The 17,504-nt window shown below is 33.1% G+C and carries 24 protein-coding genes; 3 read left to right on the forward strand and 21 right to left on the reverse strand.

Translation table 11 applies throughout. From position 1 onward, the window contains the following. Window positions 1-157: 157 nt before the first annotated feature. The 11 genes from BK127_RS45320 to BK127_RS39885 form a co-directional block, all read right to left on the reverse strand. Entirely contained in the window at window positions 158-280 is a 123-nt protein-coding gene (locus BK127_RS45320) for a hypothetical protein (RefSeq protein ID WP_256711661.1), read from the reverse strand. A 113-nt stretch (window positions 281-393) separates the two neighbouring features. Further along, a complete protein-coding gene (locus tag BK127_RS39845; protein WP_076238216.1) occupies window positions 394-855 on the reverse strand; it encodes a DUF6985 domain-containing protein in 462 nt (153 codons plus the stop codon). 276 nt (window positions 856-1,131) lie between these two features. After that, a complete protein-coding gene (locus tag BK127_RS39850) occupies window positions 1,132-1,464 on the reverse strand; it encodes a hypothetical protein (RefSeq protein ID WP_076238217.1) in 333 nt (110 codons plus the stop codon). 92 nt (window positions 1,465-1,556) lie between these two features. Then, complete coding sequence (locus BK127_RS39855; RefSeq protein WP_076238218.1) at window positions 1,557-3,653, reverse strand: AAA family ATPase; 2,097 nt, start codon at window positions 3,651-3,653, stop codon at window positions 1,557-1,559. A 230-nt stretch (window positions 3,654-3,883) separates the two neighbouring features. Then, on the reverse strand, window positions 3,884-4,159 hold the full coding sequence (locus BK127_RS39860; protein WP_076238219.1) for a hypothetical protein: 276 nt from the start codon (window positions 4,157-4,159) through the stop codon (window positions 3,884-3,886). A gap of 101 nt (window positions 4,160-4,260) precedes the next feature. Then, window positions 4,261-5,088 (reverse strand): competence protein CoiA family protein, encoded by an 828-nt coding sequence (locus BK127_RS39865; RefSeq protein ID WP_256711663.1) that lies wholly within the window; start codon window positions 5,086-5,088, stop codon window positions 4,261-4,263. 126 nt (window positions 5,089-5,214) lie between these two features. Beyond that, entirely contained in the window at window positions 5,215-6,069 is an 855-nt protein-coding gene (locus BK127_RS39870; RefSeq protein ID WP_076238221.1) for an ATP-dependent DNA ligase, read from the reverse strand. Window positions 6,070-6,142: 73 nt separating this feature from the next. Next, window positions 6,143-7,105, reverse strand: a complete 963-nt coding sequence (locus tag BK127_RS39875) for a stalk domain-containing protein (RefSeq protein ID WP_076238222.1) — start codon at window positions 7,103-7,105, stop codon at window positions 6,143-6,145. 108 nt (window positions 7,106-7,213) lie between these two features. Continuing rightward, window positions 7,214-7,858 (reverse strand): hypothetical protein, encoded by a 645-nt coding sequence (locus tag BK127_RS39880; RefSeq protein WP_076238223.1) that lies wholly within the window; start codon window positions 7,856-7,858, stop codon window positions 7,214-7,216. A gap of 181 nt (window positions 7,859-8,039) precedes the next feature. After that, window positions 8,040-8,168: a hypothetical protein gene (locus BK127_RS45325; protein WP_256711662.1), complete on the reverse strand. Its 129-nt coding sequence runs from the start codon at window positions 8,166-8,168 to the stop codon at window positions 8,040-8,042. Between the two features lie 275 nt (window positions 8,169-8,443). Continuing rightward, window positions 8,444-8,632, reverse strand: a complete 189-nt coding sequence (locus tag BK127_RS39885) for a hypothetical protein (protein ID WP_076238224.1) — start codon at window positions 8,630-8,632, stop codon at window positions 8,444-8,446. A 205-nt stretch (window positions 8,633-8,837) separates the two neighbouring features. On the opposite strand from BK127_RS39885, the gene BK127_RS39890 reads away from it, so the two are divergent. Continuing rightward, window positions 8,838-9,758 (forward strand): hypothetical protein, encoded by a 921-nt coding sequence (locus tag BK127_RS39890; protein ID WP_076238225.1) that lies wholly within the window; start codon window positions 8,838-8,840, stop codon window positions 9,756-9,758. A 214-nt stretch (window positions 9,759-9,972) separates the two neighbouring features. On the opposite strand, the gene BK127_RS39895 is transcribed toward BK127_RS39890, so the two are convergent. Genes BK127_RS39895 through BK127_RS39915 form a run of 6 tightly spaced genes read right to left on the reverse strand, consistent with a single transcriptional unit; the run spans window position 9,973 to window position 12,646 of the window. Further along, complete coding sequence (locus BK127_RS39895) at window positions 9,973-10,500, reverse strand: hypothetical protein (RefSeq protein ID WP_076238226.1); 528 nt, start codon at window positions 10,498-10,500, stop codon at window positions 9,973-9,975. A gap of 10 nt (window positions 10,501-10,510) precedes the next feature. Continuing rightward, on the reverse strand, window positions 10,511-11,188 hold the full coding sequence (locus BK127_RS39900) for a hypothetical protein (protein WP_076238227.1): 678 nt from the start codon (window positions 11,186-11,188) through the stop codon (window positions 10,511-10,513). A 47-nt stretch (window positions 11,189-11,235) separates the two neighbouring features. After that, complete coding sequence (locus BK127_RS39905) at window positions 11,236-11,469, reverse strand: hypothetical protein (protein ID WP_076238228.1); 234 nt, start codon at window positions 11,467-11,469, stop codon at window positions 11,236-11,238. Window positions 11,470-11,500: 31 nt separating this feature from the next. After that, window positions 11,501-11,650: a hypothetical protein gene (locus BK127_RS44305; RefSeq protein ID WP_179097789.1), complete on the reverse strand. Its 150-nt coding sequence runs from the start codon at window positions 11,648-11,650 to the stop codon at window positions 11,501-11,503. A 49-nt stretch (window positions 11,651-11,699) separates the two neighbouring features. Then, window positions 11,700-12,428, reverse strand: a complete 729-nt coding sequence (locus BK127_RS39910) for an ATP-grasp domain-containing protein (RefSeq protein WP_076238229.1) — start codon at window positions 12,426-12,428, stop codon at window positions 11,700-11,702. A gap of 38 nt (window positions 12,429-12,466) precedes the next feature. After that, window positions 12,467-12,646 (reverse strand): hypothetical protein, encoded by a 180-nt coding sequence (locus BK127_RS39915; protein WP_076238230.1) that lies wholly within the window; start codon window positions 12,644-12,646, stop codon window positions 12,467-12,469. A gap of 237 nt (window positions 12,647-12,883) precedes the next feature. On the opposite strand from BK127_RS39915, the gene BK127_RS39920 reads away from it, so the two are divergent. Both BK127_RS39920 and BK127_RS39925 read left to right on the forward strand, forming a co-directional pair. Continuing rightward, window positions 12,884-13,987: a copper amine oxidase N-terminal domain-containing protein gene (locus BK127_RS39920; protein WP_076238231.1), complete on the forward strand. Its 1,104-nt coding sequence runs from the start codon at window positions 12,884-12,886 to the stop codon at window positions 13,985-13,987. A gap of 321 nt (window positions 13,988-14,308) precedes the next feature. Continuing rightward, a complete protein-coding gene (locus tag BK127_RS39925; RefSeq protein ID WP_076238232.1) occupies window positions 14,309-14,620 on the forward strand; it encodes a cyclic-phosphate processing receiver domain-containing protein in 312 nt (103 codons plus the stop codon). Window positions 14,621-14,660: 40 nt separating this feature from the next. Here the strand turns inward: BK127_RS39925 and BK127_RS39930 are convergent, their stop codons facing one another. The 4 genes from BK127_RS39930 to BK127_RS39940 form a co-directional block, all read right to left on the reverse strand. Then, window positions 14,661-14,951 carry a hypothetical protein gene (locus BK127_RS39930; RefSeq protein ID WP_076238233.1) on the reverse strand — a complete coding sequence of 97 codons (291 nt, stop codon included), beginning with the start codon at window positions 14,949-14,951 and terminating at the stop codon, window positions 14,661-14,663. A 123-nt stretch (window positions 14,952-15,074) separates the two neighbouring features. Beyond that, on the reverse strand, window positions 15,075-15,380 hold the full coding sequence (locus BK127_RS39935; protein ID WP_076238234.1) for a hypothetical protein: 306 nt from the start codon (window positions 15,378-15,380) through the stop codon (window positions 15,075-15,077). Between the two features lie 63 nt (window positions 15,381-15,443). Next, a complete protein-coding gene (locus BK127_RS44310; protein ID WP_179097790.1) occupies window positions 15,444-15,590 on the reverse strand; it encodes a hypothetical protein in 147 nt (48 codons plus the stop codon). A 566-nt stretch (window positions 15,591-16,156) separates the two neighbouring features. After that, a complete protein-coding gene (locus BK127_RS39940; RefSeq protein WP_076238235.1) occupies window positions 16,157-17,377 on the reverse strand; it encodes an IS256 family transposase in 1,221 nt (406 codons plus the stop codon). Window positions 17,378-17,504 lie beyond the last annotated feature (127 nt).

Consider the following 17,504-nt stretch of genomic DNA (forward strand, 5'->3'; position numbering starts at 1 on the left):
CATGTTAGATATATTTTATATCGATTGTGGTAGTTTATATTGGGCTTCAGATATTATAAAAGGCCAATTGTTCCCATGAAGGATACAACGACCTTAAAATCAATTCTGGAGTGTCTGTGAGATACCATACAATCTACATTTCATTGATAATGTTTAATTAGTCTTCTTTTTCATAAGGTACATCATTAGGGTTATATCGCAAAGAACATTCTTCTTCATCATAAAAAGAACTTCCAGCACTAACAGGACGATCACATCCACATACACACATTTCTTCCATGGCTATCAACCTCCTAATAGTATAATATAGAAATTATATCCAAATTTCTTATTATTAGCAAATATTTTATAACTACTCTTAAAACTTGCATTTCATATAAATAAACAGGCGAATTATGCGTAATTCCAACTATCTTTTTCAGAGAAATCTCCCCAAGGATTTTCACCATTAAAAGCACCGACATAAAGAACATTATCGGCTCTAATAATCCATTCCATGCCGTGCTCTATTTCCCATTCACAATTTAATTCCATATCAATCACAGGCTCATGTCCATTTTTAGGTACTGGGATTATTAATACACTAGGATATATTAGACTTAGGACATCAGTTGGTTTTTCGAATATCTTCTCTTCTTCACCGATCATACTAAGAAAATCATTGCAATAGCGTATTGATGCTAAACATAATTGCAATACAACTACTTCACTCAATGAATTTAAATATTCTATACAACGATTAGCATATTCCTCGTTTGTATCTTCATCAATTGAAACTCTTATGTCACGGTCAAACAAAGAAAAGTAACAATCACCTTCTAATCCATATTTTGTTTGCTGGATATTTTTTATCATTCCTACATTCTCCTTATAAATGGAATTCTAATAAAACATGCCTTTTATAATAGTAATTATTGTTTCTTAAAATTCGGATCAAAAATCCACTTTTCATCTAAGGCTCTGAGTCTGTGTTTTAAGATACTTCCACATGAAGGACAAGGATGTGTAAACTCATCTTTTTCAGGGAAATACTTTTCTATATGTACATCGTAAGGTTGACCACAGTTGCATTTATGAGTGTAATTAATCACAACTTAATATACCTCCCCTAAAATAGCCATTTTATTGAGACTACCACGACGTACGTCTTTGAGCTATCAAAGCTAATTTCTCATCTAAATCATTATAGATTGACTTAAAATTAGATCTGACTTCATCACTAAAAGCAAACATACTTGGAAACTCTTCTATTTTTCTAATTACAATCTCCAACTCACCTAAAGCCTCTTCTATTTCTATCTCATCTACTCTAACTATATCCTTTGGGTGCAAAGCAAATATAGATTCTACATGAGACTTAGCGCGGTTTAGTATCAATGTAGCATCATACTCCGAGTGAATAGATGCCCAAATGTTGTTTTTCTGATTCAAATTAAATCTCTTCTCTGCATAATTGTATCTCATCTTAATCTCCTTTTATTACATTAGTTTAAAACAGTCATTATATTCACTGTAATATACATAAAACCAAATTAGTAGTACTACAGTGAATATTGTTAATTGTGTTGTATCTTTTGAAATAATTTTATCCACTTATCTACAAATTCAGGCTCAAATGTTGTTCTGTTTTTGCTGAAGGATGTCTTTGATCTTTTAGATAGTTCGACTTTCCAACCTTTTTCTAACTGAATTCCAGTAGTAATTGCATAATGCTCTATTTGAGGAACAATTGGCTTTCCGACTTCAAATACATCCATAAAATCTTCTTCAGTATCTTCTGGCTTAGGAAGATAATTTGTTGCTACATTTGCTAAAAACTGACCAGAGAGAATATCTTCAATCTCTGCGTTATCAAAATTAATAATTTCATTAACTAATATTACTCGATCCTCCTGTCCATTATAAAGACCATCTTTCAGTTTTTTTGAGATACCTATACCTGATAGATCCCCATCGACTATACAATATGGTAATGATTGTCCTTTTCCAGTGATAATCGATGCAACTGCTTGTATTCCCTTAACTCCACCAGAAGGAATAAAAATCACTTCTCGATTAGGAGTTATCAAGCCTCTACCGATTAAATAGTTTTTTATACTACTCAGATATATTTGGTCAGAAGGGCCTTCTACAATAACAGAATAGCACCCCTGTAGTAAGACATCGGAAATGGTAAGTCCAAGTGCTGCATGAACAGGATAAATCGATTGACTTTGATTAGCTTTTTTTTCTCCTGCTCTTAAATCAGAGGATACAGAAGTCAAACCTCTGTCATCTACATATACTGCTTTAACTCTGTCAAGGTGATTTGAGTCAACCATAAAAGGAGAATGCGTCGTATATATAATTTGATTCGTTGAAGATAGGTTTTCAAAAAATAAAGCTAAATCTCTCTGAGCTATTGGGTGGAGTGAAACACCTGGCTCATCAAGAAGTAATATTGAATTTTTGTGAGTTGAGCTACTCTCGACTAAAAAAACTAAATAAAAACTTAAAAACCATTGAAGACCTGTGCTTCTACTTTCCAATTCAATATCTTCAGGACGCTTATCATCTGAAACCCATATTCTAAAGTAATTGCCGTCCGCTTGAAACCTAAACCTATAGTCTCCTTGCTTCCACCAATCTCTAAATTTGCCTGTCAGTTCAGTACCAGCAGATTGTAAAAGAATATCACGTTCTTTCTTCTTTTCGGCAACAACTGCAATCTGTTGCTCAGTAGGTGTAGCACCTTGCTGAAAATCAACACCAAGATCCATTATTTCTTGAGGCTTTAGCCTAACAAAATCAAATAGCACTTTAAGTGTTCTTGCTTTAGCTGCTTCTTTTATCCCTATATCATCTCGGCTCATATTTTGAATAATTTGAGGTAAATATATTTCCGAATCTAAATTTCCATAATTTGAGTAATATACAAATGTAGGCAAATGATTAATAATTGTTTCATAGACTTTTTCATTTTCACGTGGATCTGGCATTTCTAAAAATGATATATAGTCATCGAACTCATCCATAACTTGTCCAATCCTCGGAACAATTGTTGACCTTTTTGATCCCTTAGAGATATCAATTTCGTCGAGATGATCCTTTATTTTTTTTAATATCTGAATGTTAATCTCGGTTTCTATGGACTCTAATTCTTTAATCTGGTTTCCTAATAAAGATATTGCATTTTCTTTAATATTTTCTTCTGCTTTCACAGTTATATTTAAGGCATTTATGTCATCAAAAGCTATGTTTAGAATACTTATGATGTCTTCTTTTTTGGGTTCAATTTTATGTACTAAGTTTGGAAAATCTAAATGATACTTACCAGAGTAATCTCTTTTAACTATTACTTCATTAAACTGTTCACTTGGTCTTAAGGTATATTCAGAAAGTTCAATACTTATATTGTTGGATAATCTGAATTTAACTTCGATAAACACAGGTTTTTCAGTCATTTCCCTAATAGTTCCGTATCTGTTTCTTGGATAATCTTGAATTGGGTTAATAACTCCATCTTTAGCTGGGTTGAATTTCCATAGGGGAACTAGAAGATTTGTTTTACCAGATTCATTCGTCCCTATGAAGGCAGTTATCTCACTGGTTTCAATCCAACCACTATCATTCACTGACCTGAAATCACACACTCTGTAACCTACAAGTTCCATCGTTTACACCCTTCCAATATGAGAATTTCCTAAATCAATAATTTTACCAATAAAAACCACTAGGTATTTCTTAATTTCGACAACATCCGATGTATTTCCTTCTTATTCCAAATAATACTTCAATAATCTAAATGTGTAAACGTATTTTTCATTATTTATATTAACATTCATAATAAATGCACCTTTTCATTACATTAAAAAGGGACACATTAATTGTGTCCCTTAACTGTTCAGAAACAATATTCTTCCTCATGGATATAAGCGCTTAATTGCCAATTGCTATTTAGTATACGTGTTTGAGCTGCTTCAGCTTCAGCCCAATCAGCATATGGGCCAAAAGTTTCGACATAACCGTAAGAATCTGATGCTGTCACAAAGAACTTCCATATGTTGCAACCTGACCCAAAAGATTGATGAGCCACCGTACTGTTGCTTTTTGCAAAAACAGCACTTGGTAAAGTGAAAATTACGGCACATAATGCGAGGATTAATAACTTTTTTAACATAAGTGCATTCCTCCTATTTGGTAGATTCATAGTTTATTGTAATTTATTACCACAACTATAACAATAGGAACAATGTACTTATTTGCAATAAAACGGCTCTTTTATTCGCACTCAATACACCTGTATCCAGCATCATATTTATCATATGATTTATCGTCATACAGGGCCTGAAGAATATATTCACTATATAAAAAATGCCTACCTATAAAAAAATCACATTTTCTGCATATGTGTGCTCTGTAAGTTGAGCTAGTAGTTTCACTGAATACTCTCTTTGTGTCGACTCCATATGTCGATGCTAACTCCAACTCGACTTTATTAAAAGCATCAACCGAATAACGTCCATATATTGATACCATAGCTGCAATCTTTATTTTATCCCTACAACTCCAGCAAGCACCCTTAATTATGTACAAATAATTTTTTACAGTAGCATTCCCACACTTAGTGCATTTCGGATTTAAGCAGACATCAACATGTGTTGGTAGTAGTATATCGAAAAATACTTGATTAATATCCTCATGACTATCTAACTTAAACATAATTAATGTGACTTTATTCTTTTTGTAGTAATCAATAACTATTTTCTCAGGAGCATGAGACACAACAATTTCAATTGCTATTATAAACTTTCCGTTTTTGTCAAATAAGGATATATCAGGTCTACATACTCCGAAACTAAATTCTTTTCTTACTTCTACACTTTTCTTAATCAAATTTCTAAAATGTCTATCGTCACATGACTGACATTTCCAAGACATGTTGACTTCCATGTTTTTATCTATAGATTCTAATAAGCTAATGTATAGAAGTTCTTTAAAACCAAAATGTAATGCTGATTCTGGAGAACAGTTTGGAGTAGGATTTATATGTGCGAAATGGGGACGATTTTTCTGTCCTTTTCTCGGCCTCATCTGATTACTACAAATTAGACAGAAATATTAATCCCCTTTAATGGCATTTGCTGCTGTAATTATCTCGTTACTCCTGTTTTTAGATATACTATAAAGAAGTTCTTTCATAAAAAGCACCTCCAAATGATGTCTTCAATAGGTTTATAATGCAGACACATCACAAAATAAACTCAACAAAACAGGACTCCTTAACATTCCATTCTTAGTCCAGTTCCTCGTTTTAACTCTCGCTTTTATCATAGGTTCCATATACACAAAACTTTTATCTTCCTTATACGTCAAACGATGCTTAACACTGTTTAAAGCTTTCTTATGTTCAGGTGTGACTCCAAACTCAATAAATCCACTTGGACGCTTAGATCCATCCATAGTGTCTATAGATGTTAACCATCCGAAATCTTTTTTTCTGTAACCAGTAATATAAACTTCAGCATATGTCCAGTTGATTACCTTTTGCCATGACCATGATCGTCTATCGATTTCATATTTTGAATCTTTCTTCTTTATGACTATTCCCTCTAATCCATGCTGCTGGATGAGCTTAAAATATTCCAGTGTATCACCTTCAACCATTTTAACTTTCTTGTAGTAGTCATTTTCTAAAAATGACTCCTCAAGCAGCTCCTTACGTCTTAGGAGTGGTAAACTGGTTACATCGATTCCTTTATATCGAATAATGTCAAACGCACAGAACGTAACTTTATCTTTGCTTTTCTTTGACTTAAATCTTGTAACCATTGCTTCAAAATCAGGTTTGCCATCTTGATCTGAAACTATTAGTTCCCCATCAAGTATAGTTCCATTCGATAAAGGACTATCGTACAATTCCGAAAATTTTGAAGTTACATCATTATTGTGTCTGGTATAGAGTTTGAGTTTATCCATATTGGAGACTAAAAGACGAAAACCATCTAGCTTTAACTCAGCTACATGGCTAGGGCTGTTGTATGGTTGGTTGTTTACTGCATATTGGAGCAGCATTGGAGAATAGAACATTTTATCATCACCTGATACAATTGTAACTCACAATCAGCAAAAATAGTTCAGGCAAATATTACTACTAAATAACTTAACTTTCTATATTGCTCACCTTGCCAGACCAATCAAAATGAAGATAATGTGTTTTCAGACCATCACCTTTGTATATCCACGTTTCTGAAAAACCTATATCAACCTTATAAGTATATATGTCACTCGGAGTTCCCCACGTAAGTTCAACCATCGGTCTTGTCATGCCAGTTCTAACAATCTCTTGACGTATCGAGGTTTTTATTTCTTCCGACCAGTTGTAGCTCTCCAGTGGATCACTCGTTATTAGCATTTGAGTTATAGCGTCCATAGATACGAAACTAACTGTATACTGCTTCTCATTGTTTGCTAAAGTAACCGTAGTGCCATTGAAACTAATAACATTCTGCTTCTTATATTTTTCCTTCATTGCCACATAACCAACAGGTCTATATTTGTTCCATAGCACTGGATTATTTCTCCAAAAGGTTTCGGCATCAGTATCTAATTTTAGAATACTTGCTGCCATTTCAATTTTTTGTTTATTTTTACTTACAGTTGTCCAAGATATATCTTTACTAAAATTACCCGTTGTGATGTCTATTTTACCATCTTCACCATAAGCTATTTGCATGTCAAGATATTCACTCAAAAATGTAAGAGGAGCATATAATACGTAATCCTGTGAAATAATTGAATACTCTAATCGTGTATTGTGTTCATCCATTCCACTACCGAAGTATGTCATCATAGTTTGGTCTGGAACTATCAATAGTACCCGAGAAGGGTGATTAATTCTAATTACACCATTTTTATCTTCAGCTGACATTTTCAATTGTCCTATTACATCCCATAGAGGTATGAAAATGGCATTATTTCGTATAACAGGCACATATTCTGTATTTAATTGCTGACCATTAATAAAAACAGTATACTCAGATTCATTTGCTGAAGCATTTAATGGAACAAAGATATATACGAGTAAAAACATAAACAAGACAGAATAACTAATACATCTTTTCAAAAGGTTCATCTCCTATAGTGGGTAATAATACCTAAATGAGTTTACCATTTATAGGAATATTAGTCTACTTTTATTTGTTCTTGAGTTGCAATAAAACAATTATTTTATCTACTTCTCTCCTGTTAGAACGAATTGTCCACCAGACATTTTGCCAATCCCATAATTTTTTATTGTCAAATAAACTTCTGCCTTATCGTCCCAAGTGATCATACTTACATCTTTATTTTTATTATAGTAATCTTTAACCTGATTGATAATAGCTGTTGATTTTGTTCGCAATTCTCTGTCAGACAAATCAAATGTACCTTTGCCTTTGTATTTAAACTGTAATTCTGGCTGAGTATCTGTATCAATAGTAAGCTTTAAACTTTTTTCGAATTCATAGAAAGATACTTTAGAGATAACAAAATCATCCGTAACAACTCCACCTTCTAATGCATGAGATAAAAATGACACAACGGCTAAACTTCTGAGTTGCCTTGCATTTGTTTCTAAAGCATCTATTTTGGCGAACTTAGGTTCTTGTTCCTTGACTTGCTTTTGTGTAGCTTCAATTTGACTTTTCAACTGTTGATTTTCTTTAATATTGTCATCATTGATTTTTATTAACAAACCACTTAATCCAACTACTCCAACTACTCCAATGATAGCTAAAATCAAAGGTAACTTATTTACTTTGGATTGAGGCTCACTATGTACTTGGCTTGTTAGTTCTGATGGACTACTTTTCTCGATTTGTAATTCTTCCGACATGGGTACACCCTCCTAATAATTTATCACAGTAAGTATATGGTAAATAACCACATATTTCAACATATTTAAACAATTTACTACGTTTAAAATGGACATTTTATCATCGTGCTATAAAAAGATTATCATAATATGCCTACTCCTTATATTTGTAGAATCGAACTATATCTATCCTATAAAATTCTCATTTTATATTCTTATTAAACCATTTCATGTCTAAGTAAATTTCATATTCTTCATCAGTGTATTCACCACTGTGAACACGAGCTTCTAAATATTCCATACAATTTAACAACTTTCTATAATATTTCATTTCTTTCACCTCCCATTATGTATAATTTACTCTTCAGTGGGCGAAGATAGTAATTGGAAAACTTATCCACTCGTGTATCATAGCATTGATGGATTCAAAAAGTAAAGTGTTTGCATAAAATATATTATTTCGTTTTAACTTTCGGTTTCGGTATGAAGCCAAAGCTGGAGTTTGAGTCCTGCTCCCCCCAAACATCCCCACTTTATAAATGCTATTATTAGATTCTACGAGAAAAGGAGTGATCCACTAAGGATACTCCTTCTATATTCCCTAACTCACTTTAATACCTGACAATGATGCTTAATAATCAAACTCCCTGCTTTCTCACCTTCGATCACCTCAAACCAATTCCCACAATCTTTAACAACATGCAATTCACCTTCTTGGTGAGCACCAACAGCTTTTATTGTGATTACCCTCAGCTTGATTATTACCTCTTTATTTTTTTCCTCTTCTATTTCCATACGGCTATCCTCCTTATTGTTTCAAAAAAGTAACTAAGTGAGTATATTAGAATTCAAATACGAAGATTCCAACTAACGAAGATCAAGTTCAAAGGCCAGCTTAAATGATTATATTCTACGTATTTAACATTGTTAATACAACTTTTCAACCTTATAATGTTAATATGGAATATTTATGTAGAATTTAACAAAAAGGGGTCTTACGATGAGTTTTCAAGCAGAAGTACTACGAGTTCTAATAGCTTCACCTTCCGATGTAAAGACTGAACGTGATGAAATAGAAGCTTCAATTTTCGCGTGGAATAAACGATACGCTGAAGATTTAAATGTTGTGCTTTTACCAGGACGATGGGAAGACGATGTAACACCTACATATGCTGGTGCAAGTGGCGCACAATCAGTAATCAATGAACAATTAGTCAACAAATGTGACATTGTTGTTGGTGTGTTCTGGACGAAACTAGGTACTCCTACATTGGCAGCATCATCTGGCACACTTGAGGAAATCAACATCTTCATTGATCAAGGAAAAGAGGTAATGGTTTACTTTGTTGACAGAGATATACCAAGAAATAGTGACTATGCCGAAATAAAGAGAGTTGATGATTATAAAGCTGAATATGGCTCTAAAGGTGTCTATGCAAAGTATGAGCATTCAAAAATTATGGATCATCTATATAAAAAAGTAATTGATTATAAAGCAAAACAACCAATCATTATTAGTAGCAATGGATCAAGCGCACAGTTGACTCAAACACAAACTGTTTCTAATGTATATACAAGCGTTGTTTCTGTTGAAAAATTAATGCTAGAAGATAAATTCTCTAATAAAGAGCTACTAATTTTTGCCTATATCATATATACAGAGAATAGGCGATTTGGTATTGGGGGTGTAGACAATACTGCTCTAAATATTATGAAATGGGAATCCGAGAAGAATTTGCAACCATTCTTATCAACGAACTATAGTACTTCAATACAGAACTTGTTTGACCGTGGCTTAATGAAGAAAATAGGTACAAATCTGTATAGTATGCCGATTCCAATTTATGATGAAATTCGAAGTTTAAGTGTTTTTATGAAGGAGAGAATTGTTAATGCAATGTTTGTTGTAACTATTCATTAGTATCAATACACTTCATTCAATAATACAAGTACACCAATTCACAGTGTAATATGTTGATTTCATTGAATGGAGTGTAGGATTAGGGCTTAAAATGGACTATTATGCTCAACGATTCATAAACCCCAAAAATATTACTCTTGCAAAAATGTATTTTTCACATATAAATCAGAAAAGGAATCCACAAGGGACTCCTTCTATTAGTTCAATCAGTTTATCATTGGATATTTATAATAATTTTATCTATATCATTCATTTCACAGTTCACATCAACAAACTGAATTATTTCATAAAGCGTATCAAATTGCCATTCATCAGTAATATAAAATCTAATGTATTGATCTGCTCCATAAGAGAAATCCAAATAACTCATTTTTAAACTTATTTTATTAATAGTTTCTAATGTTGCAATTTTAATATTATTCACCAGTAAATCATAAGCATTAAATTTAAGCTCGACATATTGATCTAATTTAGCATTGGTGTATGATGATTTTCCCTGTATACAAAGAATTGGAGTACTGTACGCCGATAAATATTCAATATCTTTACTTACTGAGCTATATCGCTCTACAATATGATTCCACACAAACACTCTGCCTCCATTTCCATAGAGGATACCTGCTGATACATCATCTATGGAGTAGTATTCTGTATATTCACTAACCCCACCATTTAAATCATATTTTAAGACAAGCACCTCATACCCAAGATTTTCGTTTGGAAAATTCTCAGCGCTAAGCATAAATTATCCCCTACTCTAATACTCTTTTAATTTCTAAATAAGAAATACTATGATTTTTCACTAATAACTCTCTCATATCTCCATCTGTTATGACAACATAATCACTCTTTGCTGTTATTGTTAGCAGTTCTCCATTGAGTTTATCACCATCTAGTAATTGAATGATAATAGTGTATTTATGCTTGAAAAATGTCTGAACTATAACTTCTGCTAAACTTTTAGAAGCTTGAAATAGAAAATATAAAAAAACAACTAAAAATAATACTTCAATAAGCAATATGAACATACTCAAAAATTTCTCATTACTAATGAAAATCGAATCTGACAGTTCATAAAAAATAAAACTAGCTAATAGAACTAAAGTTATCGATGTAATGTATGAGATTAATGGATTCACTAACTTCTGATCTCTCTTTTTGTCCAAGAGAAATATTGCAATTGCGTTTACTAATAATGGTGATAAAATTATGATCATAATTACATTCTTACTATCGATCACACTCCTCAAAAACACTTCTACAAAATAAACGCAACCAGTAATTAAAAATAGACTCGCAAATAGAAAAATGTTCTGACCAATAAATCGTCCCATCTTGATCCTACTATGAACCTTCTCAATCTCACTAATATTCTGCTCTGCCATTGATGAAATTGCTGATGAAGCTGCGAGAATTGTTTTACTGTCCAAAAAACTCACCTCATAAAACTAATATTTTATTGTTACATAAATCGTCTTCACTCATCACACTTTTTCACTTTAAATGCTTCTTGTGCAGCTATGATATCAGTAAAGAAAAAATACTTTCCACTAGCGCTTTCGTTATCAAGCACCTTTTCTTTAAAAGTTGAAGCATCAATTGTTTTACATCTTGTTGTATGTATTTTCTTGCCATTTATGTCAGTGACCACAAAATAACCTTCTTTACTTCGCAATTCTCTGAATTTTACCAGTGACAAAACAGGAATCATGCCTCCCTATAAACCAGTCTTTTAAAAGGTGCTATTTACGATACTGAACCATGAAATATTCAGAATAGTCTTCAGCATCATCAGTGATTTTCCATTCAATTTTTAGAATCATGTCTTCTGGGAGTGTTGTAAGAAATTCATTTAAATCATCAACTTCGTCAAATGTTTTTACTTGGATCATAACTATTTACCTACTTTGAAATCAGTTTTTCATCAAATCTGAAGCTATATTAAAAATCACACTCATCTATAGTCGAAGTTAACTCAGACCATCTTGCTGATAGTAACTTCGCATAATCCAAAGAAAATAACCCATAATGTCCTAAAGAATATCCATCGTTAACTTCTATTAACAATGTTTCACCTTTATCAGTTAATCCAAAATCTACCGCATATCCATTTGGTGCAGATTTGTATTGCAGTACAACATTTTCTACTACTTTATAATCAAAGTGGAATCTCCAATTACCCCTATATCTTCTGATGTCTAATACTTTTCCATTTCTTACAAAACATCTCCATTCAGCGACAAAATTTACAACCTCGGAGCAGAATATTTCTGGATCTTCACCATATGTACCACACCCAACCAAATCCTTGGTCCCTTTAACTACTACTCCAGTAAACTTCTTATCCTCAACTGGCTTAATAAATACATTCCAGTTATCAGGGTTATTTGCGATTATACTCAACTTGGATTTCCAAATCTTTCTACCTAAATAGCTATATAGTTCTTCTGGATAGTCAATTTCTGGTGCGACTATAGAATATTTAGTAAGTGTTGTCCTAACATCATCAACATAGCTCACTACGATGTCTTCTTTATTACTATCCGATATTTCATCTATATTTTCGAAATAACGAATTTCGAAGCCCATTTGTTTAAAGCCGTCATAAGCCGCGTAAAAATTATGATTTGCGATTTGGTTATCAAAACTATTTTTTATAAATACCTTCATATCATTCACCTACAATTATTTTAAATGGAATCAGACTTTTATTGTGATTCTAAAATAGATTTTAAATCAACCAAATCATTTCTAATATCGCTAATAGCTTGTGTCTGGCTCTTATTAAAACCATTAATATTTTCTTCAAGATCATTAATTCTCAAATTCATTTTCTGTAGTGCATTAGAAATTTTTTCGAGAGTGGTTAGTATGATTTCATTTTCCATTTTAATCTTCTCCTCTTTTCGATAAAATCTGAAATTTATATCATAAATCTCTCCTTAATCTGATATCTCGCTCTAATCATACCATAATATTACATTAACTGACACATCGACCCTATATTCATGCTACTTTTAACCTATATTGACCCCCTATCCCTTATTTATATAATAATGGTAGATATGACCACTGCATCATGTTATTATGATTCTGGATAATTTTAACTAGGGAGAGAGAAAACTTTGAAAAGCAAAATTTTGACAACATTCGTTTCATTTACAGCTATTGCTGTACTAGCTCCATCATTATTGTTAAACACTACAAATGCAGCAGGAAATCAAGTAAAACCATCTAAGGTAATAAACGGTGTCATTATCAATGAATCTACATTAGTACCTCTACGAGATATTTTTGAGAATCTAGGCGCTACAATAAAATGGGATGAAGCTACAAAAAAGATTACAGCTACCAAAGATGCTAAAACAATTGTCTTAACCGTAGGAGATGCCAAAGCTTATGTAAATGATCAACTGAATACCCTATCCGTAGTCCCACAAATCATTAATGAAAAGACAATGATACCTGCTCGTTTTGTGAGTGAGTCACTTGGAGCAAAGGTTGAATGGGATTCTGTAAACAGTGTTGTCAAAATTGATGAGCATATTAAAGTTGTTTTCACTCCAGATGTGCAGACGATAGGTAAACTTCTTGATACTGCTGATGAATTCTATTTTAAAGTTGGTGCAGAGGATGGACAGTCCATTCCAATTGACTTTTCAAAGGATAACACGGAAATCATAGCTAATGCGTTTAAAGCAAGAATACCTCAATTAGCCCAATATTTTACTTCTAACTTTATAAATACTGTTCTCTTGCCTAATTATCGAAAGTTTTTTTACCCAACGTCATTAAATTTAATACCATCAGGAGAACTATTAGAAATTAGATCAAACGTTATCCAAGAAAATGAAAATTTAATACGTGTTCAGGGTATCTCTTTAGAGGATGATATATCTGGTGCATATAATTTTGAAATTAAACTTGTTAAACAAGACAATCGCTGGTTGATTGATAGTTTAACAGGTAACTCTCAGAATATTAACTTTAATATTACTGAAGTTGAGGCAGCAAAATATATAGATAATTATTTTCATGAGAAGGATTCAAAGATAACATTTAAAGGGAAGATTAAAATGAATACCCAAACAAATTCTTTGGGTCTTTCAGGCGATTACTATCAATTTAATGTGAAGAAATCAAGAATTGAGAATGACAATACGATCACCAATGAAGTGTTCGACGCTTTGCTTAGTGTTAAAACTGGCTATATTCTTCGCTTACCATAAACTAAACTCAACATTTGTGTGGGGTATCTCCTAAAGTTGGCGGTACTCCATGTTCAACCAAAAGTAAGGACACTTAACTTACCGCCCCCTCTAACTTATTATGATGTTGTTTCTAATCACCCCATAATTGATGACGCAGCTTTAATTTCATATTGATCTATTTTCCATTATTTTGTAAAATAAACACATATGAACTCTTTTATCCTAATTCATGGAGTCGGATCAACTCCGTCCATTTAGTCTACCAACCCAATCAATCATGAACATTTAATCATATATAGTTAACATCCCTAACGACTCAATCTGGAGTTGAATTACTAAATGGTCAATGTGTTTCTTGACGATCTTCGCCCTTGCCCAAAGGGTTTTAAATTAGTTAAAACTGTGAGTGAATGCATTCAAGTAATTGAAAAAAATAATATTAATATCTTATCATTGGATCATGATTTAGGTTTTGGTAGACCATCAGGTTTTGAAGTTGTGAAATACATTGTAAACAATAAAATTTTTCCGAGAGAGATTATTATTCATACCGCTAACCCATTTGGAAGGATAAGGATGTTCAGGTTATTGAACAGTAATATGCCCAAAAATGTTAAGGTGGTTATTAGGCCTGAACCACTATACTTATAAAAAGGTAAGAAAAGTAACTTTTCATTTGATATTCTCAAAATCAATCCTCGATAAATTCAATTTCATTAAAATCTGTAACTAGAAATAGTTCCTTATCTTGATTAACTGATAAAGGAAATAGTTCATTATACGGTGTAGCAGTCTCTGCTATCCTAGTATCTCTTCTTTTCCATTGATCCAAGACTTCATTTGATATTTCAAACGGTAATAATGGCTTAATACTTCGCTTACTATGTACGACAATAATTTTATTTCCTTTTCTAGCAATAACAACATTATTTTTATATACCATCTGTAAATGCTTTTCTTTTTCTGTTTTTTGAACGATCATATGTTTTCCCTCCACCGCATGATTATAAAAGAATGGGATGAAGGGATCAATGCAATTAATGAGAATTTTAGTATTCCTTGAACTTAAGTTCTCATTACATTGAAATTTTACTTTCAATAGAATTCAAACTCTTTCAGCCAGTTCGAGTAATCTATTCAATGAATGAAAATCAACATATACATCCATCGGATCAACGTCCTTCCAATCTGGTATATCTTTTGACATAGCTACTACTAAGGCAATTCCCTTTTTATTGACGTTCTTATTAGAACCTTCTGGAAACTTTATATTCATCAACTCAACAGCTTTGTCATTCTCATTTTTTGCAAACAAAGCTTGAATTTCTTTATCTTTTAAAATTGATTTACCTTGTATCTTAGCTTCCTTATATTCTGCTAATGCTGCTTTGATTGATTTTCTATTCAACATTATGTATTCCTCCATATTTTTTATTTTATGTACCAATAAAATCAAACTTTTATCACCTTTTAATTACCAGTTTCTGCCGTTCTTGACCGCTTCTAAATTTTCTTCAGCATGTTTAATATATTCTTCTTTTCTTGGATCGTTTCCATAAGCACTAATTACCTTTTCCAATTGCCTTTCATAGTAGTTAATCAATTCTTCTCTTGTTTTCATTCTTCATTCCTCCAAACAGTTAAATGAGAATGGTAATGAATTATATTGATATTGTTTAATCCAAGTTAAATCATCATAAGGATAAAGCATTCCGGTTGTAAATAAAAATCCTAAATAAAGAATAAATGTTGAAATCAGTATTTAATAGTCCAACAGTTTTTTCAAGAAAACTTCAAAACCATTCAACGTTTCTTTTTTTTCCATTCTAATTAGTTGTCTATTTAACATTCTTATACCCCATATCTGTGATTATTTTAAATAGAACGATCTTCCATATTTAACAATTAACAAATAATTAAACTTTTTAAAAATCAAAAAACATTACCAGCACTCCATTTCATTATGCAATTTTATACCGATTTTCAGACTAATTATGTAAGAAAGTCCTTAAAGGCACTTTTCATATATTCTAACGAGTAACAGGGCAAAAGTATTACGAAATAAAAAAAGCCACCATAAAATTGGATAGCCTTCGAAGACCTAAGTAGTAACGTTGAAAAAAGAGGGTCTGTCAAATCTTTTGTGTAAACTCTTTTAAAAGACTTCTCCCCGAGGGGAGAAAAAAATCAGCGTAGATGTTGGCCGATACGATCTGGATAGTAAACAGATAATTGGAGCAGCATTTGTCCCCAATTTTGGACGCGGCCTGTCCATTTTCGCGTAACATCCATCGTAGCTAAATAGAGCATTTTCAAGAGAGATTCGTCCGTTGGGAAAATACTCTTTTCCTTGGTTACCTTTCGAAGCTGACGGTGGTAGCTTTCTATGATATTGGTCGTGTAGATCAGCTTGCGGATCTCAGGCGGATACTTAAAAAAGGTAGCCAATTCATCCCAGTTATTACGCCAAGAGCGAAGGATAAGTGGATACTTGGTTCCCCAGGTTTCCTCGAATCGGTCGAGCTCGACAAGCGCCATTTCTTCGGAAACGGCTTTGTAAATAGGTTTAAGATCAGCCGTTACCTTCTTCAAATCTTTGTAAGAAACATAGCGGGTAGAGTTGCGTATTTGGTGAATGATGCATTTCTGAATTTCTGTTTTGGGAAAGCAAGCCGAAATAGCTTGCGTAAAGCCGGTTAAATTGTCTACACAAGTAATTAGAATGTCCTGAACGCCGCGATTCTTCAGATCGTTTAAGACACTTAGCCAGAACTTCGCGGATTCATTTTCACCGATCCACATGCCGAGTACATCCTTACTTCCGTCGAGATCGATTCCAATCACCATGTAGGCTGCTTTGTTCACAATAGCCCCTTCCTGCTTGACTTTGAAGTGAATCACATCTAGAAATACGACAGCGTAAACGCCTTGTAGGGGGCGGTTCTGCCACTCTTTGATGAGCGGAACGATCTTGTTCGTTACGTTGGAAATGAGGGTAGGTGAGACTTCAATGCCATAGAGGTTTTCTAGGTGGTCTTGGATGTCACGCGTGCTGACTCCCTTAGCGTACAAGGCAATAATTTGGTCCTCAATACCCGTTACATTGGACTGATGCTTCTTCACCACAAGGGGTTCAAACTCGCCTTGTCGGTCACGGGGAGTGATGATTTCTTGTTCTCCGTACTCACTGGTTACTAGCTTTTTGCTCTTTCCATTGCGACTGTTCGATGTTTTTTTGTTCTCGATTTCATGTTTTTGATAGCCTAAATGCGTATCCATTTCTGCTTCCAGCATTTCCTGAATCGTCTCTGCAAACAGATTCTTCAATGCGTTCTGGGCATCTTGAGCCGTTACCAACTTATTCTCCTTGATAAACTCACGTAGCTGCTGCTTTGTCCATAATCCCATGTGTTCTCCCCAACCTTTCATCTACTTCCATTTTAATAGATTTGGGAGTTTACACAAACCAGCTAATATAATGTCAATAGGAGCTTAAGAAAGATTTTAATCTTGTTTAGAATGGTAAAAAAGACAA

The sequence above is a fragment of the Paenibacillus sp. FSL H7-0331 genome (assembly GCF_001956045.1).